Origin of the sequence: Sphingomonas sp. LHG3443-2 (assembly GCF_049896405.1) — a bacterium.
Taxonomy (GTDB): domain Bacteria; phylum Pseudomonadota; class Alphaproteobacteria; order Sphingomonadales; family Sphingomonadaceae; genus Sphingomicrobium.
Genome location: NZ_JAFCUG010000001.1, coordinates 1,048,597 through 1,067,517, shown reverse-complemented (window position 1 = coordinate 1,067,517; position 18,921 = coordinate 1,048,597). Strand labels below are relative to the sequence as shown.

Below are 18,921 nucleotides of genomic sequence, written 5' to 3'. Positions count from 1 at the left end.
TACAGCGTCGTTTCGCTGGAACTGACTCGCTCTGAATGCCTTGTGTCCGTATCTTCCGCTTCCGCCTTGGCGCTGCCACGCTGAAAGACGCCGCCAAGCAAGGTTCACTAAAAAGACGGAGGCGAACCTGCTCGCCTCCGAACGGAGCAACGCGCATGTATTATCACGACAGTCGACTGCAGCATCCCGTTCGTGTGACGGAGCCCGATCCGGCCTTTGCGCGATCGCTTCAGCAAGCCATTGGCGGCGTCGAAGGCGAGATCCGTGTTTGCATGCAGTATTTCTTCCAAGCCTGGAACGCGCGAGGGCCGGACAATCGCTATCGCGACATGCTGCTCAACACGGCGACCGAAGAGATCAGCCATATCGAGATGCTGGCAACGGCCGTCGCGCTCAACCTCGAGGTGGCGCCTGCCCACCTTCAGGAGGAAGGCGTCAAGGACAAGCTGGTGGGTGCAGTGATGGGCGGTGAGCGTCCGCGCGCCGCGATCGAAGGAATGATCCACAAGCAGATGCTATCCGCCGGCCTCGGCGCCATGCCCATCGACAGCGACGGTGTGCCGTTCGACATGAGCCACATCTATGCAAGCGGTAATCTGGCGGCCGACATGACCGCCAATGTCGCGGCGGAGAGCACCGGCCGCGTGCTTGCCGTGCGCTTGTACAATCAGGCCCACGACGAGGGCATGCGCGACATGCTCTCCTTCCTGATCGCGCGCGACACGATGCACCAGAACCAGTGGCTTGCGGTGATCGAGGATCTGGGCGGCTTCGAAAGCCAGTTCCCAATCCCGAACTCCTTTCCGCAAGCGTCCGAGAAGGGCGACTTCAGCTACAAGTACTTCGTCACCTCAACCGACGGGAATTACCCCGCCGGGCGGTGGAGCGACGGACCGAGCATCGACGGCAAGGGGCAATTCGAACCCACCAGGGTCGAGCCGATGGGCGACGAGCCCGTGCTGGGGCCGGCCCGCCCGGATAGCGGCGCGCAGAAGGAGCAAATGGCGCCTTCCGCTCCCGACGGTGAACGGGCTCCCCAATCGTGACGAACCCAAGCACCAGAAGAGGAGACTTGAAATGGCGCAGAAAGCAGCCGGCGGTCAGCAGGCTTCGCTGACCGAAAAGGGCGGCGTCAAAGGCGGTGCGGGAGGACGCGGCGGCGGCGGCAAGGGCGGCAGCGGCTCCGGTAACAGCAAGAAGACCGGCAAAGGCGGTTGAGGCAAATAGCCGAAAGGAACTGACGATGAGCAAGAGCAGCCACGAAGGAACGGGCGACCTTCCGCAGAACCAGAACAATGCGATGAGTGACGATCCGGCCGACGGCAATCGCAACTCCTTCACGGCGGAAGAGCAGAGCGGCGAGGCCCCCGCCAGACCCCGTCATAGCGAGGAGGACAAGCTGCGCGAGTTCGGTGAGCGAGGCTCCAAGCAGCCTTGATCCCGACGTTTCCGGAGACTCACGCATGAACGACAATCCGACCAACGCACCGGAAGCACGCTCACCCCGTGCGATCAAAATGATTGGAACCCTCGCGATCCTGCTTCTGATTCTCGCCATCATTCTGTTGGCGAGCGGCATCGTGAACTTCGAACAGCGCGGAATTTTCTAGAGCTCTTTCGCTGGCACTCGCACGCGCTTGTCGTGAGATCGCCTCATCCCGCGCTCAGCCGAGACAGCCGAACGTACTCGGTCAACAATAACACCAGACCGTGATAATTGTTAAAGCGACAGCATTCCAACCGGATAGAACAGTGACGGGCCGGTTTGTAGCGTAGCGCCGGCCCGCCTCAGGTGCGATCCAGGGAAGGATGCGATGGGCCAGACAGATCAGGAATACTTGCTTGCGCGAGCAGAGCAGGAGCGCGAACTAGCGTCGAGGTCGGCAGACGAGCTTGTTCGGGCCATTCACCTCAAGCTCGCGCACGAATATGCCATGCGTGCACACGGCAACGATCTGCTTTCAAGGCGCGACGATGACGTGCTTGGCGGAACCGCGAGCCGCCTGACAATGCTTTGATGTTGGCAAACAGCGCCTGAAGCGTTCGGGGTACATCAGCAGTAGAGATCAGTCAGATTTCTGGCCGTTGCGCGGCGCTGATCGCCTTTGCTTGCGCATCGTAACGCTTCGCTAGAGCAAGGAGCGTCGACTTGGCCGTCACGTCGTCGATGCCACCTGCAAGACGCCGACATCTCTCTGCTTGACGTCCCAGATAGGCAGCTTCGTTGTTCATCGGCGCCCCCTAGGCGGGATCCGGAAAGCACCTCCTAACTTTAGTTAGACGAGAGGCTGGGCCTTGGACTAGGTCGTTTTCAGCCAAGTGTATCCATCCGCTCCTGATTGAAGGTGCCGCAATCATGATAGCCGTTGCGACTTGCCGAATGGTGCGATGAGCCGCGAATACTCATCTTCCGGTCGGCCGTAGCAATCGCCGGCAAGCTCACCCAAACGATCACGGTCCACAACCAATACCCGCCCGCGCGTGGCACGGATTGCGCCGGTGCCTTCCAGCGTGTGCAGCGCAATGGTCACGCCAGCGCGCCGAACACCAAGCATCATCGACATGAACTCGTGCGTGAGGTCGAGCACGTCGCCGCCGACACGGTCGTGGCACATGAGCAGCCAGCGGGCGAGGCGCTGGGGAACCTCATAATGCGCGTTCGCCGCGCTGCCTTGCGCAGCCTGAACCGTGAAGGTCTGCACATAGCGGAGGAGAAGGGTGCGAAGCGTGGTGCTCTGCTCGCAGGCGTCCTTCAGCCGATCCGATGCGATTCTCAGTGCAGGCACGCCGTCGCCAACCTGCAGGAACGAGCGGTGCGGCGTCCTTTCGACCGCAAGCAGGATCGCCGTTCCGGAGAAACCTTCGCGACCGAACAGGCCGATCTCGATCTCGTCTCCATCCCGCTGCGGATCGGTGACGGAGGCCACACCGTCCTCGAGAAAGTGGACGAATTCGATCGGCTTATTGGCTTCAAAAAGACACTCGCGGAAGCCGATCGAAACCCGCTCAAGATGCGGTTGCAGCAACGCAAAATCCTGCTCCTGCATCTGCTGGATCAAGATATTTGCAGACGATGCTTGGGTGAGATCGGTCATGCTCGCCAACTAATTCTTGGGGCGAGAGCACGAGGCATCTCTCAGTCAGTCGCGCCCTGAAGGTGTGCGGCTGATGACCTGCAGATAAGGCGGAAATCCGCTAATGTAAGTGGGATCAATTGTGCGTTAGCGGACATAGGGTGGTTTGCCCACGCGCGCTGACGCAAGCGGTTGGCGAACTTGGAAACTATCTGGCTAGGTAATATTCATTTCGATCGATCAGAAAAGAGCAGCCATGCTCGAGCCGTTCTTTGCTAGGCTCGCCCAGCATTCAAGTGTCTGCCCGGCTGACATCGCTTCGCTCAGCGCCCTGGGATGGGAAAAGCTGACGATCGAACCCCATGTAACCATCGTCCGCGAAGGCGAAGTGCCGCAGTTCTGCTACGTGCTTCTGCAGGGTTGGACGGTCCGCCAGAAGATCACGGGCGAAGGGGCCCGGCAGATTTTGGCGCTCCAGCATCCCGGTGACGCATTGAATCTGCAGCACCTTATGCTGCACCGCGCGGACCATAATGTGCAGACTCTTTCGACCTCTGCCGTCGTTGCTCGAGTGTCGAGAACCGCTCTGTGGAACCTCTTGGAGCAAAGTCCGCAACTGGCTTTTGCCCTTTGGCGCGATAGCCTGATCGATGCGTCCATTTCCCGCGAATGGGTCGTGAACGTCGGTCGGCGGCGTGGCCGCACCCGCGTGGCGCACCTGCTGTGCGAGATCGCTGTCAGGCAACATGGATCGGAAAGCGGTTCGCCGTCGAAGCTTCACTTGCCGCTCACGCAGGAACAGCTCGGTGACGCTGCCGGGCTCACCCCAGTGCATACCAACCGGGTGCTCCGCGTTCTCGACCAATCCGGCGCGGTCAGCCGCGAGCGCGATCATGTGCAGATCGAGGACTGGGATCAGATGGTCACGATCGCGGACTTCGACCCGACCTATCTTCACATGGAGCGCGCGCCGGTTCTGTCCTGATCTGGGTTCGAGCAATCAGGGCTCAATCGTCACCGCTTCGGTGAAGGGCAGACTGAGCACAACGGTGCCGCTCTCGTCCTCTGCCTCGATGCGGGTACTAAGACGAAGAACGCCCTCCTGAACGTCACCGGCGATCACATCCCTCGCATTGCGGAGCATGTGTTCGCGAAGTTCGGACAGGCCGGCAAGAACAATACCCTCGCCATCGAGCAGCTCGTCCGTCGCGTCGCGAAGATGCAGGAAGTAGCGCGGCACCTGAACACTCCTGCGAGCCAATACATCGGCCCGGGGGTGCGGCAGCTGCTGGGAAGGCGGCGACCACAGCAAGCCAAAGCTGGCAGCGCGAAGATAAGTTCCCGAGCCTAACCAATATCATAGGCGTCGCCCGGGCAGCACGAGAAGTATCCCAAACAATGATTTCGGAGTGCCCTCATGACCACCAATAGCCGGTACCACCTCGAACGAGCCCGCAACGAGCGCGACATCGCCTACAAAGCATCCGCATAGCCGCCGAATTCTACTCCGTTGGCGACGTCCCTCTGATATTGCAGTTCTTCGGCTGTCACCCGGGCCAGCGCATTCAAGCTGCGTACAAACGACGGATCGGCGAACGAAAGAAAAGCGCTGAATTCTCAGTAACTGTATCTACGTGTTTCCCTCCCGTAGGGGTCACCACGCTGATGCAAGCTGCTTCGGTCACAGCACCATCGCTTCCGGGTTGAGCGGGCATCCAGCAAGTTTCGCAGGCAAGAAAAAGCTCGGCGCCATCAGGCACCGGGCTCTTTTGCGTCTGGCGCCGCCCTTAGCGGGGCGGCGGCGACTTAGCCGAACTGCGGCAGATGGCTGGACCGACGACGACGCATCGAGACGCCCACCGCACCAAAGCCGAACAGCATCAGCGCCCAGGTAGCGGGCTCCGGAACTGCTGCGGCGACGCCGCCGAGACGAACCTGACGAACGTCGGTCAGGCCCGCACCGGTCAGACGGAACCCGTTGAAGAGTTCGCTGCCGGTCGCAGTGATGCCGAACTGGTTGCCGCCATTGCCGAGACTGACGGACGAGGCGGTGTTCACCACCGCACCGTTGAAGAGGGCTTCGATCAGAACCGAACCAGTCCCCGCCAGGTTGAAGGTCGCGGTAGTGAACGTGCCACCGTTCAGCGTGAAGGTGAGCGGCTGGTTCAGAAAGCCGTCGACGGCCGCGATGTTGGCTTGGCCGTTCGCATTGCCATTGAGCAACTCACTGCTGGTGAACGCCCCGGCAAAGGTGCGCGAACCCGAGTTGAAGCTGGCCGCGACCGAGTTCGACGACAGGGTCTGAGTGACCATGACGTTGTTGCCGTTGGTGGACGGGCACTGCGGTGTTGCACTGCCGGTCACGTTACACACCACAGCGGCAGAAGCCGGGGAGGCGGCGAGCGCGACGGCGAACGCCGAGGCAGCAGCAAGGGTCAACAGTTTCTTCATGGCAAGCTTCTCCGATACGCGACACGGGTTTGCGCAGAAGCAACCTTTGTCCGAGCGCACGACGCATGCGTTAACCATGAAGTTCCACGCAGCCGAAAATAAGTTAACAGCGTGATAACTATGTCCTGCCGAGACCCTGCGGGCCGCAGATTTCAGCCCTTTTCGGCTCGCCCGTACACATCGTCGAAACGGACGATGTCGTCCTCGCCGAGGTAGGTTCCGCACTGCACCTCGACCAGGTGCAGCGGCACCTTGCCGGGGTTGGCCAGCCGGTGAACGGTGCCCGCGCTGATGTAGGTCGATTCATTCTCGTGCAGCAGGAAGGTCTTTTCGCCCACCGTCACTTCGGCGGTGCCGGTGACCACCACCCAATGCTCCGACCGGTGATGGTGGAGCTGGCTCGACAGCTTGGCACCGGGGCGGACGATGATCCGCTTGGTCTGGAAGCGGGCGTCGCGGTCGGTGGTCTGGTAGGAGCCCCAAGGGCGGTGCACCACACTGGTCAGGTCCGCGTTGGGATCGCCGGCTTCCTTCAGGGCCTTGACCACCGAACCGACGTCTTGCGCGCGGTCGCGAGAGCTGACCAGCACCGCGCCATCCACCGCGACCACCACCACATCATGGAGGCCGAGCGTCGCCACCGTGGTCTCACCGCCGGCGATCACCAGCGAATTGCTGGTGTCGACCGCCAATGCATTTCCCTGCAGCGCGTTGCCCTGCCCGTCCCGTTCGGCCCGGCTCCAGATCTCGTTCCACGAGCCGAGGTCGGACCAGCCCATGTCGACCGGGACCACCGCCACGTTGCGCGAGCGCTCCATCACCGCATAGTCGACCGAGATCGGGCTGATCGCCGCCGCGTCATTGTCTTCCAGCGGCCGGAAGAAGGATCCATCCTCGGTGCCGCCTTCGACCGCGGCCTGGGCCCAGGCGGCGATGCCCGGCTCATGCGCTTCCAGCTCGGCAAGGAAATCCTCGGCCCGAAACAGGAAGATGCCGGCGTTCCAGAAGTAATTGCCCGAACGGAGATAGGCTTCGGCCTTGTCGTAGGAAGGCTTTTCCACGAACTCGGCAACGTCGATCGCGCGGTCGCCGGCGGCCGCCGTTTCGTCGACGCGGATATAGCCATAGCCCGTGTGCGGCGATGTCGGGCGCACGCCGAACGTGACGATCTTGCCGCGCGCGACTTCCGGCAGCGCCTGCGCGATGGCCGCACGGAAGGCGCGTTCGTCGTCGATCACGTGGTCGGAGGGAAGCACCAGCATCACCTCGCCCGCGGCGCGGCTTGCCAGCCAGTGTGCAGCGACGGCCAGCGCCGGAGCGGTGTTGCGGCCCTGCGCTTCGAGGATGATGCGCTCGGCAGCGGCGCCGCCGTCCTCGACCTGGTCGCGAACAAGGAAGCGTTGTTCCTCGGCGGTGATCAGCAAGGGAGCCGCGAAGCCGGTACCCGACGCACGCGCCACCGTGTTCTGCAGCAAGGAGGGACCACCGTCGAAGCTCGCGAGCTGCTTGGGGAATTGCGCGCGGCTGAGCGGCCACAGGCGGGTGCCCGAACCGCCGCACAGGATGACCGGACGAATGGGAGTGTGGGCCTGATCGCCGGCCAGGGTCTTGTCGCTCATGTGCCTCTCATAAAAGCAATGCCCGCGTTCGTCGCTGTCCAAAAAGCATGGCGGCAGCCTGCCCCGCACCGGTGCAATCCCTCTGTGTGCCGGTTTCGCACAACGTCGATCGGGGGCTAGGGAGAAACTTAACAACAGTTTAACCGTTGTCGCCTTGAAACGATCGTGCGGAGATGATTCGTGTCCGGTTCCCGAGCCTACAAGCGTCGACTGGCAATTGCTGGTTTCGCCTGCCTGGCCGGCGTCGCGTCGGCGCCCTTGGCGGTGATGTCGTTTGCCGGCAACACGGATCTTGTCATGCCTGGCGTGCAAACGGCCGAACGGTTGATGGCGATGCTCGATGCCCGCTCACCGGGTGAACGCGCCGAGGGCGCGCTGACCCAGACCAAGCGCCGCCTCGCTTCCGCGCCGCGCAAGCGCAGGCCGGTCAAGCCGCAGCCGCCCACCCCGCCGATGGAAGAGCTGGCGCGGATCATCAATCCGGTTCCGCCCGTCCTGCCGGTCGAAGTGGTGCCGCCGATCGTGCCGCCGCCGACCGCCGCTGACATCATCGCTCCCGCGAGCCTCACGGCCAGCGCGCCCCTGGGCTTTGGCTCGGAAGTGATTGGCGGCGGCTTCGTCTCGCCGCCGCCCGGCGGAAGCGCACCGCCGACGAGCGAAGTGCCGCCGCCGGCGCCGGTTACCAGCGCGGTGCCCGAACCCGGGACCTGGGCGATGATGCTGCTCGGCTTTGCGATGATCGGCTCGGCCATGCCGCGCCGTCGCCGTGCCCGGCTCGCTGCTGCAGCCTGAAGGTCGACGCCGTGAAGTGGATCGCCTTGACGCTGGTCGCAGCGGCAACGGGTGGGTTGTTCGCCGCTCAGTTCGGCCAAGGCCAGTCGCGTTCCGCGCCCGCTGCCGTTAGCCACGCCTTTATTCCGCAGGACACCGACACGCGGCTGTATCTCACCCCTGCCCAGCAGCGGCAGGCATCGGCCGAAGGCGGTTTCCGCCAGGTTCCCCGATCCCTTCTACGGGTCGACCGGCAGATGCAGTATGGCGACTTCACCTGGAACGAGGATGGCGTGCCGGCCGGTCCGATCACTATTCGGGTCGACCTGCGCACCCAGTTAATGAGCGTGTTCCGCGGCGGCCACGAGATCGGCACGGCGGTCGCGCTATACGGTGCCGACAGCAAGGAAACGCCACTCGGCAGCTTTCCCATCCTGTGGAAAGGGCGTGATCATCGCTCCAGCCTGTATGACGCACCCATGCCGTTCACCCTGCGCCTGACCGGCGACGGGGTCGCCATCCACGGCAGCGACGTACGCCTGGGGGCCGCAACGCATGGCTGCGTCGGCGTGCCAACTGAATTCGCGCGGTTGTTGTTCGAACAATCCCGTACCGGCGACGTCGTTACCATCGTCAGGACAACTTCTCAGGCCTGACAAACCGGTCCAAGGTTGTGGCTAATCTGTTCCACTTCGGCACATTATTCGCCTTTGGGGGACAGGACGTGCACTATCAGCGGCGAGTTGATGCAACTTTCATTCAGCGCTGCGGATTCAGCAGGAACTTAAAAGGTTACCGCACCGTTAACGAACCCGCGGTGGAAGCAGCTTTCTACCGATTTTCCATCGTTAGTTAGGGGACTGCTCATGAAGTCATTGAAACTCGGTGTCGCGCTCGCGATTGCCGCTACCGCCCTGCCCGCCACCTCGGCGCAAGCAGCCCAGTATCTCACCATCACTGGCCCAAGCGGCACCTTCGGCGATGACGAAGTCGTTTGCACTGGCGGGGGCACGAACTGCAACTTCACCCGCACGTTCACCTTCACCACCCCGACTGGCTTCAACCTCGCCAGCATCGACATTTCGTCGGTCGCGACCACCAATCCGCTGACCAACATCGACTTCTCGTCGGTGACCCTGAACGGCGTGGTGTTTAACACTCTGTCGACCGGCACGCAGGAGTTCCGCAACCTGCTGAACCAGGCGCTTGCCGCTGGCGGCACCAACAACCTGGTCGTGACGGGCACCACGGGCGGAAACGCTTCGTTCTCGGGCAACCTGTCGTTCTCGGCCGCAGCTGCGGTTCCGGAGCCCGGCACCTGGGCCCTGATGCTCCTCGGCTTCGGCGCGGTGGGCTTCTCCATGCGTCGCCGCCGCAGCGCGACGGCTCACCTGTTCCAGGCTGCCTAAGCAGTTCTGACACACGACTAACGAAAAAGGGTCCGGCCTCCCTGCCGGGCCCTTTTTCCATGGTCTGCTCTGGGACGCATCTGCTCCGGCCGGCACTCCCGGCTTGAAGTCCAGCCGTGCCTGTGGCCACTACCCTCAGATGACCCTGCGCATCGCTTATCTGACCAGCCAATATCCGGCCACGTCGCATACCTTCATCCGCCGCGAGGTGAGCGCATTGCGCGCTGCCGGCCTGGATCTGCAGACCTTCAGTGTGCGGGCGCCCGGCACAGCCGAGCTCAAAAGCGCGACCGATCAGCAGGAGGCAGCGCAGACCTTCACGCTGCTCCGGCAATCGCCAGCAGCCTTCGCCCGCGCTCACCTCGGCGAGCTGCTGCGGCGGCCGGAACGCTACCTTCGCACGTTCCTCCTTGCGCTGCGCCACCGCGCCCCAGGATTGAAGCCGGCTCTCCTCTCCCTCGCACATTTCGCCGAAGCGATCCTGCTCGCCGCCGAACTTCGCCGCCGCGGCATCGAGCATCTTCACAATCATTTTGCGAACAGCGGCGCCACCGTCGGCCTGCTGGCGAGCCGCCAGGCGGGCATCCGCTGGAGCTTCACCATCCACGGCATCTCCGAGTTCGATTATCCCGCCGGCTTGCTCCTCGGCGACAAGATCGCAGCGGCGAACTTCGTCGCCTGCGTCTCCTATTTCGGGCGGGCGCAGGCCTACCGGCTGGTCGATTCCCACAAGTGGAACAAGCTGAGCGTGGTCCGCTGCGGACTCGAGCTCGATCAGCTGCCGCAGGTGCAGCAGGGCGCCGGAGCGCGGACGCGCTTGATCCTGGTTGGGCGGCTGTCGGCGGAGAAGGGCATCGCCGGACTGCTCGAGGCGCTTGCCATGCTTGCCCCCACGCAGCGCCCTGACCTCGCCATCGTCGGCGACGGGCCGCTCCGCGCCGAGCTCGACATCATGGTAGCGCGGCTCGGGCTGGGAGAAGTTGTCACTTTCCTCGGCCGCTTGCCGGAAGCCGAGACCCTTGCGGCCATCGCGGACAGCGATGCGCTGGTTCTTCCGAGCTTCATGGAGGGCCTGCCGATCGTGCTCATGGAGGCGATGGCGCTCGGCAAGCCGGTGATCGCAACGCGGGTCGCCGGTATCCCCGAACTCGTCCGCGATGGGGAGAACGGCCTCCTCTTCACTCCGTCCGACTGGCCTGAGCTCGCCGACAAGATCGCCGCGCTGACCGCCGACGATACGTTGAGGCAGCGGTTCGGCAGCGCGGGCAAGGAAACCATCGCCGCCGAATTCGATATCAGGCAGTCGGCGGCGCGCCTTCTCCGCCTGTTTGACCAGGCCGCTCGGTCCGATTCCAGCTTTTCGGCGCCCCCGATCGCGCCAGTTTCAGATACATGGGGATCTTCCACAGCGGATACAGCGGCAGCCGAACCAATGCTGCAGGGCTGAGGAAGGCCCGGCCTTCGCGCCACCAGGCGAGCAGGAGGACCAGCCCGGCAGCGACGCCGACGCCGCCGAGCAGCGCAGCCGGAAGCCAGGATGATAACCCGCTAGCGGCCAGCATTACGGTGAGCAGAAAGGCCGTGCCGGTCAGCAGCACCAGTAGCGCTAGGGGCGGGACGGTGAGGTCGAGGCCGGCAAGCAGGGTACGCGGGGACACGCGCATCATCCCGTCGCGGAGCAATCCGGGCGCCGTTGCGCGCGCCAGGGCGAGATAGCCACCTTCCCACCGGCTGCGCTGGCCCAACGTCTGCGACTGGTCGGCATGGGGCGACCATACCACCGCCTCGCCGATCAGGCGCGGGTGCCTGCCCTTCCGAGCAAGCTCGAGGCCGAGGCGAACGTCCTCTACGATGCTCGCGGTGGCGAGGTCGGCGTCGGCGAACAGCGCCCAGGGCAGGCACATGCCGGTGCCGGTCAGGTGCACGCTTCCCGCCAGCCGCTGCAATCCGCGCTGGCGGACCAGGTTCTTCATCAGGAACGCGAAGCTGGAGACCTGCACCAGCGGCCCGGCGGCCGGAGCAGGCTCGAGAAGGTTAATCGCCTGTGCCGGGGCGTCAATCGCCTGGCAGGCTCCGGCGAGGGCAGCGAGGCTCCTGGCATCGCTGCGGCAATCGGCATCCAGCACGACAACGCGGGCGGGTGGATCGGCGCTGAGGTAATCTCGCGCATGAGCAAGGGCGAAGCCTTTGCCGCGCCGGCTTGTGTCGTGCCGCTCGACCACGTTGACGCCGGCCACGCGGGCTACGTCGGCAGTCCGGTCGTTGCAATTGTCGGCAACGACCAGAATGTCGAAACCGGCTCCGGCAGCCGCTTTCAGACCGGCCAGCGTGCGGCCGATAACCTGTTCTTCATCGTGCGCGGGGATGATGATGGTGGTTCGCCCTTGCGCCGCCGGCCAGTGCCGGGCCCGGCTGCGGGGCAGGCCAGCTGCGACTTCGGCGACGAAGAACAGATTGATGACGAGCAAGGGCGCGAGGACGATCAGGACGATAATGGTGACCATGCGACCAAGCGTTCTCCACCTGCAGGGCCCTTGTGGCGGCGATTGCCATCAGTCCTGCTTCAGACTAGCGTCTTGGATCAATTTGGTTCTCCTGCCAACGCGATTGAAAGCGGGTAGTCAGTGCTTCTGGTAAGGCAACAAGGAAAGGCGTCGTGGCTGGCCGGTTGGCAGCTCTCCCACCTTGTCCTGATTGCGGGCTTTCTGCTGTTCGTGCTGCCGCCGATGATCGAGGTGGCGCGGCTCAACTGGACGACCGAACAAGGCGGACATGGGCCGATCGTCCTCGCCACCGGTCTGTGGCTGCTGCACCGCGAATACCAGCAGGTGCGGCACCTCGCCGTGCCGGGCAATCGCCTGCTTGGTTTCGCCGCACTGGCGATCCTGATGCCGCTCTACGTCGTTGCCGGCATCACGGGCATCCTCGAACTGCAGGTCTTCTTCATGTATGCGGCGCTGGTCGCCGGCGCTTATCTGCTGGTCGGTGCACGGGTGCTGCGGGCTTGCTGGTTCCCGATCCTGTATCTCGCTTTCGCGCTGCCCCCTCCCGACCAGGTGGTCGCGGTGCTGACCCAGCCGGTGAAGATCGCCATCTCCAGCGCTGCGGTGAAATTCCTGTACGCGCTCGGCTATCCGATCGGCAGTTCGGGCGTGATGATCCAGATCGCGCAATTCGAGCTGCTGGTGGCGGCGGCCTGTTCGGGGCTGAATTCACTGCTCACCTTGTCGGCGATCTGCATGTTCTACGTCTATCTCAAGAACAAGGACGACAAGGCGCTGTTCATTGGCATGGCGCTACTGGTCGTTCCCATCGCCGTGCTGGCGAACTTCATCCGAGTGCTGATCCTGATCCTGATCACTTACTATGCTGGCGAGGCGACCGCGCAGGGCTTCCTGCACGATTTTGCCGGCATCCTCACCTTTGCCGCTGCCTTGGCCACGCTGATGGCGATCGAAGCGGTGATCACTCGCCGCCGCCGCCCGCGCGGTCCGATCGCGGAGCGTGCGAATGGCTGAAGCACCAGCTTCGCCGGTGACCGGTGTCGGCCGCCGCCGCTTTCTGATCGGCGGGATGTTTGCTGCCGGGTCGGCGGTTGCCTGGGCCCGCAAGCCGACACAATCGGTCGACTTCCTCGGCAAGCGAAAGCTTGAGAACATCATCCCGCAGCAGATCGGATCGTGGGAGTTCTTCACCAACAGCGGGCTCGTCGTTCCGACCGAGGATGCACTGTCGGCGGCGCTTTATTCGCAGTTACTGACACGCGTCTACACGCGTGGCGACGACCCGCCGATCATGCTGCTGGTCGCGCAAAGCGCGGGCGAGAGCGGCTTTCTGCAGATCCACCGCCCGGAATATTGCTATCCCGCCGGCGGCTTCGCGCTATCGCCCATCACTCCCGTTCCGCTGCCAGCCGGCAACGAACGCCTGACGGTCAACAGCCTGACGGCGACACTGCCCGGCCGGCCCGAGCAGATCGTTTACTGGACCCGGGTCGGGACCAGGATGCCGCTGACCTGGGCGCAGCAGCGCATGGCAGTGGCGATGGACAACCTTGAGGGGATCATTCCCGACGCCGTGTTGACCCGGGTGTCCACCATCGACCCCAATCGCGACGCCGCCATGGCGCGTCTCGCCGACTTTGCCGAGCAATTGGTGGTGGGGTTGGGCGCGAGCCGGAACGTCCTGGTCGCTGGAAGCTAGTCCGCCCGCGGCCAGCGGAATGGTTTCAGGAAGTGGAAAACGAATGCGAGCGTCGCCACGATGGCGATGATCGCAAGCACGTGCTGACCTTCATTGCCGATGTAATTGGCAACCGCGCAGCCGGCGCCCGCAGCAAGATACATCCACAAGGGATCGTCGACATCGTCGGTGGTGTCGCTGGTGGAGCGTTGCATGAAAAGAACGATCAGGCCGGCAAAGATGCCAACTGTAATCCAGTCATAGGGCGTTTCCATCCAGCAGCTCCTCCGCCTGTCTGGCTTCCTCCTAGCATCTATGCTAGCCTCCAGAAACAGCAGTATTCGAGGTTATTCTTCATGCAGAAACGCTCTCTGGTCGCCCTTGCTCTTCTTGCTACTCTCACGGCTTGCCAGAAGAAGGCGGAGGGGCAGACCGTAGCTGTCGTCAACAACGAGGAAATCACCGCTTCGGAGCTGAACGCCGAGCTGGCGAACGCCAATACCCCCGACACGGCGGACAAGAAGGCGATCACCAATCGCGTCCTTCAGGGCCTGATCGAACGCCGCATCCTTGCCGAGCAGGCGCGCAAGGACGGGATCGACAAATCGCCCGAATTCATCGCCCGTCAGCGGCGGATGAATGAGGAGCTGCTGATCGGCATGCTGGCGAGCCGTTCGATGGACACCAGCAAGCTTCCCAGCGATGCAGAAATTGCAGCCTTCCAGGCCAAGCAGCCGCAAGCCTTTGCCAACCGGGAAGTGTGGAAGCTCGATCAGCTGCAGTATGACACGCCGCAGGACAAGGCGATCACCGCCCGCATCGCTGCCACCAAGACGCTCGCCGAACTTGCCAGCGTGCTGTCGGCAGCGCGCATTCCGTTCCAGCGCGCGTCCAACCAGCTGGTGACCAGCGCCATTCCGGCCGAGCTTTATCCGCAGCTTGCACGTTTGCAGGGCGGCGAGCCGTTCATCGTCCCGGCGGGCGCCAAGTCGGTCGCCAGCTCGATCGTCTCCCGTGAGCCGGCACCGCTCAGCGGACCGCAGGCGCGGACCGAGGCCGTGAACGCCATTCGCCGCCTCAATAGCACCAATGCGCTGCAGCAGCGGCTGAAGGAACTCAAGGCTTCGGCCAAGATCGAGTATAAGGAAGGGTTCGCGCCGCCGCCGGGCGCCGCGCCAGCTGTTCCGGCCAAGCAGTAAGCGATTAGTCTAAGCGAAAGCCCAACGGCGCGGGCGGCCAGATCGTCCGCCCCGCTTTCTCAGGCCTGTTCGCCGTAGCCCACGGCATAATAGCTCTCGACGCCGTAACCGTCGCTGAGCACGCCGCCCTTGAACTTGTTGAGCACCACGCCGGCCAGCTTGCCGCGGCCCAGCGTCTCCACCGAATCCTTGATCTCGCGCTCGGTGGTGGTGCCTTCTTCGGATACCAGGACGTAGGCGTCCAGATACGCCATGGTCGCCACCGCATCGTCGTTGGCGAAGACCGGCGGCAAGTCACAGATGAAGAAATTGTCGGGATTGCTCCGGCGCATTGCCTGGAACATGCCGCGGGCACGCGACGAAGCGAGAAGCTCCGCCGAGTGGACCATGCCGCCCCGGGTCGGGATCACGGTCAGCGCTTCGCCGTCGAGTACGTAGGTCTCGAACCGGCCGCCATTACCGAGATATTCGTTCAGCCCGTTGTCCGGCACGATGCCGAACTGCGCGCTAAGCGACCCTCGACGAAGGTCGAGGTCGACCGCAAAGGTGCGCAGCTGCGGGTCGCGGCTAAGGCTGGCGCTGATGTTCGCAGCAACGAACGATTTGCCGACATTGGGCGTCGCCGACACCACGCCAACCAGCCGCATGTTGTGGCTGCGCTTCAGCTCGAGGATGCGGCCGCGCACCAGGTTGAAGCTGCGCGAGCGCGGATCGATGCTGTTGAAGCCGTAGATGCCGCCCGCCAACGCCCGCTCCGGGCTCCAGCCGACCGGCTCCGGCCTGTCGAGAGCGTCGGCGACGATCTGGTCGGGCGCCGGGTGACGGTCCGCGGCATCGCCGGGAAGCTGGTTGATCGGGCTATGCAAAGCGAGGACTCTTTTTCCGGAAGAAGGCGAAGCGCGAGCGCTTCCGCTTGGCCCCGAGGAGCGGCACCACACCGAGGACCGGCAGGCCAAGGCCTTCGATCTGCGACGGGCTGCGCAGCGGACGGCGGAGGAACTCCACCGCAAAGGCGAGCAGGAAGCCGACGATCAGGCCGAAGATCGCACCCCCCGCAATCAGCAGTGGACGGTTGGGCGAGTAAGGGGTGTCGGGAAGGTTGGGCGGTTCGACCAGCGACAGCCGCTCGGCGCGCTGTTCGTTGGCGAGGCGAGCGCCGTTCTGCGCCTGGAGCAGATCGTCGGCGACCTTGCGATATTGTTCGCGCAGGCCGGTCGCCTGGTTCTCCAGCTGCATGGCCTGTTCCATGATCGCAGGAGCCCGGGCCGAACCTGCGAGCGCCGACTGCGTCCGCGCCATGGCCGCGTAGCGGGCACCCTGCAAGGAGGCGATCGCCTGATTGTTGGCGGCGATCTGGCTGCGCAAAAGGGCGCTTTCATCCTGCTGCGGATTGGTGCGCGCCATCTGCTGCACCGCCCTCAGCCGCTCGCGCGCAGCGAGGACATCGGGGTGGTTGTCGTTGTAGAGCGACTGCGCCGCGGCAAGCGTTGCTTCGGCTTGCGCCACCGCCGGGTCCTTCTTGGGAACGCGGTTGATCTGCGCCAGCAGTTCGCGGTTCTGGCTTTCCAGGCTGGCGATCTGGCTCGAGTAGCTGCCAAGATCCAGCATCGGCGGAGCAGTCGTCGCCAATGCCGCGCCGTTGCGCGCCTTGAGCGTGGTCAGCTGGTTCTCGAGCGTGCTGATCTGGCCGCGAAGACGATTGGCCTGGTCCTCAAGGAAGCGGACGCTGAGCCGCGCCTGCTCCGACACGTCCTCATTGTCCTGCGACAGGAAGTCATTGACGTAGCTTTGCAGCACTTCCTGCGCCTGGCCAGGATTGGGATAATCGAAGCTGATGTCGATCGCGATCGTGTCGGAGCCGCCAGCGGCCCCGCCGCCAAGATCATTGGTCTGCGCGCCGACCGTCGTCGCCTTGCGCATCTTGTCGACGATCTTGGACAAGGGCTTCGATTGGCGTTCGTCCGCGTACAGGTTGTTCTGCTCGATCAGCCGGATGAGGTCGCCGCGGCTCAGCACCCGCTCGCGGATGCGGGCGATGCGCTGCTCGATATCGCCGGCAATCGGGGCCTGGACCACGGTCGAAGGCAAGTCCTGCGACTGAACCAGCAAGCTGGCCGTCGAGCGGTACAGGGTGGGCAAGGCGAAGGCCGCGACCGTCGCCGCAATGGTGATCGCGACGAATGGCCAGATAATCCAATTGCGACGCTGCCACAGGATGGTCGGCAGGTGGTTGAAGAACCACCCAATACCGCTGCCGCCCTGGCCCGTTTCGACATCTTCCATCAGCGAACACTTCCAAAGCGATTACGGATAAACAGGGATCCGCCGATGTCGGTCTTGGGATCGGGACCAGCAAAGGTGTATCTGCGCGCCGCAAGGTTGACGCCGGCCGACAGGCGCGGGCTGATCTTGCGGTCGAAGGAGCCGGCTACCGAATAGAAGTTCTGCCGTCCGGTTTCGAACTCGGCCACACCTTCAGTCGTCACAAACGAGACCGACGCCTGGACCTGGTCCCGGGCGCTGAGTCGGCGCGAATAGTCGGCGACGAGACTGGAGGTGGTCGGCGCGGTGCCAATGGCAGCACTTTGCGTGCGCCGCGCCACACGGCCGCAAAAACGCTCATATTCAAGGTCGCGGCAGATGGAGGCGTCGAACGCAAGATCGGTCGAGGTCCGGTCTATGCCCGGCGCGCCATAATTGCGCTCGGTGCGGACAAAGCCGATGGCGCCGCCAAGCTGGGTTTGCTCGTCCAGCTGGAGATCGGCGGTAAGCTGCGGACCGTAGGAGGTGATCGCACGCCCTTGCGTGTAGTCGGACCTGCTACCGCTAAATCTCACGCCCGCGGACAGGCGCTCGTTGACCTGACGGCGCCAGGCCACCGACGTGTCGTAAAGATTATAGTCGAGGAGGTCGCTGCCGACAGTGGCGCCGCCCTTGAACCAGGCACGCTGCGCACCGATCGATACGTTGAGGCTGTCGCGCGGCGAGATGACGAAGCTGGCTCCGCCGCGGCCGAATACCCGATATTGACGCTGGGAGAGCGCTACAAGATCGGGACTGACCACGATCACCGAGGTTTCGGGGATCACCGGGTCAGCCGGGATGGTGTAGCCCGGCGCACTGAAGAAGCGCGAGCTGAGCTGATTGCCATAATCGGCACTGAACCCGAGGTTGCCGAAGACCCGGGCTTTTTCGCTGACCTGCGTCGTGTTGTTCGCTTCGAGGCTTAGCAGCTGGCGGTTGCCGAGCTGGCGGAAGTAGGACGTGTTCTCGACATAGGCCGAGACGCTGGACGCACTTCGTTCGGTGCTCCAGCCGTGAAAGCCATAGGCAGAGATCCGACCAAAGCCGCTGCTTCGGCCATTGAGCCGTAGTTCTGGGTTGGTGGAAAAGCCCAGCCCCGCCTGCAGGTCGAGGTACGTTTCGGCAGGCCGGCTTTCCGGCTGCCCCGATGCCTGCTCCTGCGCAGGCGCCACGGCGGCCAGCGGAAGCAGGCTTGCACCTGCCAGCGCTTGAAGCAGGGATGGGCAGCGCATCACGGCACCACCAACGTGTCGCCGCTCAAGATCTGCGGTATGTCGTTCGTGTTCAAGCGCCCTCCGCTTCCCCGTAGCGCGTCCACTACTCGCACACGGATGGTCAACAGATTGTCACCAGACTTACGAATAATGCGAATATTCCCGAGATCGGCAAATTCGTTGGTGCCGCCGGCGATGCTCAGCGCTTCCAGCGCATTGACGTATCGGCCGGGGGTGAAGGTGCCGGGAGATCTGACCTTGCCGACCACCGAGAATTGGAAGCCGCTGGGATTCTTCACCGACACCGTGACCTGCGGCACCTGCCCGCGATATTGCGGCTGGAGCCCGGCCGTGATGATCCGCTCCAGTTCGGAAGGCAGCCGCCCGGCGGCGACCACTTGTCCGACCAGCGGGAACGCGAAGGTGCCGTCGGGGAGGACCCGGACGCTGCGCTGGAGGCGTTCGTCGCCCCACACCAGCACGTCCAGTTCATCGCCAGGATTGACTCGATATGCGACCCCTGCCGGAGCAGCCTGCTGGGCACTCGCCACAGTGCCGAGGCCGCCGAACACGGTGGCGATCAGCAAGGCGAGGAAGATGTTAAAGCGGGCCATGTTACTCCTGCTCTATACGGGATATATGATGACAACTTGGTGTTCTCGTTCGACCCTTCTGGTCACAATCCGCTCAAAGGTCTA

General features: G+C 63.7%; 23 protein-coding genes and 1 pseudogene. 13 read left to right on the top strand and 11 right to left on the bottom strand.

The genetic code is table 11. The features are described 5' to 3' along the window. The first annotated feature begins 155 nt into the window (after positions 1-155). The 5 genes from ACP69Z_RS05290 to ACP69Z_RS05270 all read left to right on the top strand — a co-directional run bounded on the left by ACP69Z_RS05290 (position 156) and on the right by ACP69Z_RS05270 (position 2,018). On the top strand, positions 156-1,046 hold the full coding sequence (locus ACP69Z_RS05290) for a manganese catalase family protein (protein ID WP_426266487.1): 891 nt from the start codon (positions 156-158) through the stop codon (positions 1,044-1,046). 31 nt (positions 1,047-1,077) lie between these two features. Continuing rightward, positions 1,078-1,218 (top strand): hypothetical protein, encoded by a 141-nt coding sequence (locus tag ACP69Z_RS05285; protein ID WP_426266486.1) that lies wholly within the window; start codon positions 1,078-1,080, stop codon positions 1,216-1,218. A gap of 25 nt (positions 1,219-1,243) precedes the next feature. Then, positions 1,244-1,438, top strand: a complete 195-nt coding sequence (locus tag ACP69Z_RS05280) for a hypothetical protein (RefSeq protein WP_426266485.1) — start codon at positions 1,244-1,246, stop codon at positions 1,436-1,438. Positions 1,439-1,463: 25 nt separating this feature from the next. Continuing rightward, a complete protein-coding gene (locus ACP69Z_RS05275; RefSeq protein ID WP_426266484.1) occupies positions 1,464-1,610 on the top strand; it encodes a hypothetical protein in 147 nt (48 codons plus the stop codon). A gap of 204 nt (positions 1,611-1,814) precedes the next feature. Continuing rightward, on the top strand, positions 1,815-2,018 hold the full coding sequence (locus ACP69Z_RS05270; RefSeq protein ID WP_426266483.1) for a hypothetical protein: 204 nt from the start codon (positions 1,815-1,817) through the stop codon (positions 2,016-2,018). A 52-nt stretch (positions 2,019-2,070) separates the two neighbouring features. Here ACP69Z_RS05270 and ACP69Z_RS05265 read toward each other — a convergent pair whose 3' ends face one another. Both ACP69Z_RS05265 and ACP69Z_RS05260 read right to left on the bottom strand, forming a co-directional pair. After that, positions 2,071-2,232, bottom strand: coding sequence for a hypothetical protein (locus ACP69Z_RS05265; RefSeq protein ID WP_426266482.1), 162 nt, complete (start codon positions 2,230-2,232; stop codon positions 2,071-2,073). A gap of 122 nt (positions 2,233-2,354) precedes the next feature. Next, positions 2,355-3,095, bottom strand: coding sequence for a Crp/Fnr family transcriptional regulator (locus ACP69Z_RS05260; protein WP_426266481.1), 741 nt, complete (start codon positions 3,093-3,095; stop codon positions 2,355-2,357). Positions 3,096-3,330: 235 nt separating this feature from the next. On the opposite strand from ACP69Z_RS05260, the gene ACP69Z_RS05255 reads away from it, so the two are divergent. Continuing rightward, positions 3,331-4,059: a Crp/Fnr family transcriptional regulator gene (locus ACP69Z_RS05255; RefSeq protein ID WP_426266480.1), complete on the top strand. Its 729-nt coding sequence runs from the start codon at positions 3,331-3,333 to the stop codon at positions 4,057-4,059. A gap of 15 nt (positions 4,060-4,074) precedes the next feature. On the opposite strand, the gene ACP69Z_RS05250 is transcribed toward ACP69Z_RS05255, so the two are convergent. The 3 genes from ACP69Z_RS05250 to ACP69Z_RS05240 form a co-directional block, all read right to left on the bottom strand. Continuing rightward, a complete protein-coding gene (locus ACP69Z_RS05250) occupies positions 4,075-4,314 on the bottom strand; it encodes a DUF6894 family protein (protein ID WP_426266479.1) in 240 nt (79 codons plus the stop codon). Between the two features lie 566 nt (positions 4,315-4,880). Then, positions 4,881-5,585: a PEPxxWA-CTERM sorting domain-containing protein gene (locus tag ACP69Z_RS05245; RefSeq protein ID WP_426266478.1), complete on the bottom strand. Its 705-nt coding sequence runs from the start codon at positions 5,583-5,585 to the stop codon at positions 4,881-4,883. 92 nt (positions 5,586-5,677) lie between these two features. Then, on the bottom strand, positions 5,678-7,144 hold the full coding sequence (locus ACP69Z_RS05240) for a mannose-1-phosphate guanylyltransferase/mannose-6-phosphate isomerase (protein WP_426266477.1): 1,467 nt from the start codon (positions 7,142-7,144) through the stop codon (positions 5,678-5,680). Between the two features lie 180 nt (positions 7,145-7,324). Here ACP69Z_RS05240 and ACP69Z_RS05235 point away from each other — a divergent pair, with 180 nt between their 5' ends. The 4 genes and pseudogenes from ACP69Z_RS05235 to ACP69Z_RS05220 form a co-directional block, all read left to right on the top strand. Continuing rightward, on the top strand, positions 7,325-7,936 hold the full coding sequence (locus ACP69Z_RS05235) for a PEPxxWA-CTERM sorting domain-containing protein (RefSeq protein ID WP_426266476.1): 612 nt from the start codon (positions 7,325-7,327) through the stop codon (positions 7,934-7,936). Positions 7,937-7,947: 11 nt separating this feature from the next. After that, positions 7,948-8,571 carry a L,D-transpeptidase family protein gene (locus tag ACP69Z_RS05230; RefSeq protein WP_426266475.1) on the top strand — a complete coding sequence of 208 codons (624 nt, stop codon included), beginning with the start codon at positions 7,948-7,950 and terminating at the stop codon, positions 8,569-8,571. A 210-nt stretch (positions 8,572-8,781) separates the two neighbouring features. Continuing rightward, positions 8,782-9,324, top strand: coding sequence for an FxDxF family PEP-CTERM protein (locus tag ACP69Z_RS05225; RefSeq protein WP_426266474.1), 543 nt, complete (start codon positions 8,782-8,784; stop codon positions 9,322-9,324). Positions 9,325-9,463: 139 nt separating this feature from the next. Further along, a pseudogene (locus ACP69Z_RS05220) lies at positions 9,464-10,600 on the top strand (glycosyltransferase); the annotation flags it as partial. A gap of 19 nt (positions 10,601-10,619) precedes the next feature. Here ACP69Z_RS05220 and ACP69Z_RS05215 read toward each other — a convergent pair. Then, a complete protein-coding gene (locus ACP69Z_RS05215) occupies positions 10,620-11,828 on the bottom strand; it encodes a glycosyltransferase family 2 protein (protein WP_426266473.1) in 1,209 nt (402 codons plus the stop codon). Positions 11,829-11,948: 120 nt separating this feature from the next. Between ACP69Z_RS05215 and xrtV the strand changes: the two genes are divergently transcribed. Then, complete coding sequence (xrtV, locus tag ACP69Z_RS05210; RefSeq protein WP_426266472.1) at positions 11,949-12,842, top strand: exosortase V; 894 nt, start codon at positions 11,949-11,951, stop codon at positions 12,840-12,842. Continuing rightward, positions 12,835-13,527 carry an exosortase-associated protein EpsI, V-type gene (gene epsI, locus ACP69Z_RS05205; RefSeq protein ID WP_426266471.1) on the top strand — a complete coding sequence of 231 codons (693 nt, stop codon included), beginning with the start codon at positions 12,835-12,837 and terminating at the stop codon, positions 13,525-13,527. The genes xrtV and epsI overlap by 8 nt, the downstream gene beginning before the upstream one ends. Here epsI and ACP69Z_RS05200 read toward each other — a convergent pair. Then, on the bottom strand, positions 13,524-13,781 hold the full coding sequence (locus ACP69Z_RS05200; protein WP_426266470.1) for an XrtV sorting system accessory protein: 258 nt from the start codon (positions 13,779-13,781) through the stop codon (positions 13,524-13,526). The genes epsI and ACP69Z_RS05200 overlap by 4 nt on opposite strands. Positions 13,782-13,862: 81 nt before the next feature. Between ACP69Z_RS05200 and ACP69Z_RS05195 the strand changes: the two genes are divergently transcribed. Continuing rightward, positions 13,863-14,705 carry a SurA N-terminal domain-containing protein gene (locus ACP69Z_RS05195; RefSeq protein ID WP_426266469.1) on the top strand — a complete coding sequence of 281 codons (843 nt, stop codon included), beginning with the start codon at positions 13,863-13,865 and terminating at the stop codon, positions 14,703-14,705. Between the two features lie 59 nt (positions 14,706-14,764). Here the strand turns inward: ACP69Z_RS05195 and ACP69Z_RS05190 are convergent, their stop codons facing one another. Genes ACP69Z_RS05190 through ACP69Z_RS05175 form a run of 4 tightly spaced genes read right to left on the bottom strand, consistent with a single transcriptional unit; the run spans position 14,765 to position 18,837 of the window. Continuing rightward, complete coding sequence (locus ACP69Z_RS05190) at positions 14,765-15,571, bottom strand: CpsD/CapB family tyrosine-protein kinase (protein WP_426266468.1); 807 nt, start codon at positions 15,569-15,571, stop codon at positions 14,765-14,767. Further along, positions 15,564-16,988 carry a GumC family protein gene (locus tag ACP69Z_RS05185; protein WP_426266467.1) on the bottom strand — a complete coding sequence of 475 codons (1,425 nt, stop codon included), beginning with the start codon at positions 16,986-16,988 and terminating at the stop codon, positions 15,564-15,566. Before ACP69Z_RS05185 ends, ACP69Z_RS05190 begins: the two co-directional genes overlap by 8 nt. Continuing rightward, positions 16,988-18,241 (bottom strand): hypothetical protein, encoded by a 1,254-nt coding sequence (locus tag ACP69Z_RS05180; protein ID WP_426266466.1) that lies wholly within the window; start codon positions 18,239-18,241, stop codon positions 16,988-16,990. Before ACP69Z_RS05180 ends, ACP69Z_RS05185 begins: the two co-directional genes overlap by 1 nt. Then, positions 18,241-18,837, bottom strand: coding sequence for a polysaccharide biosynthesis/export family protein (locus tag ACP69Z_RS05175; protein ID WP_426266465.1), 597 nt, complete (start codon positions 18,835-18,837; stop codon positions 18,241-18,243). The genes ACP69Z_RS05180 and ACP69Z_RS05175 overlap by 1 nt, the downstream gene beginning before the upstream one ends. Positions 18,838-18,921: the final 84 nt, after the last annotated feature.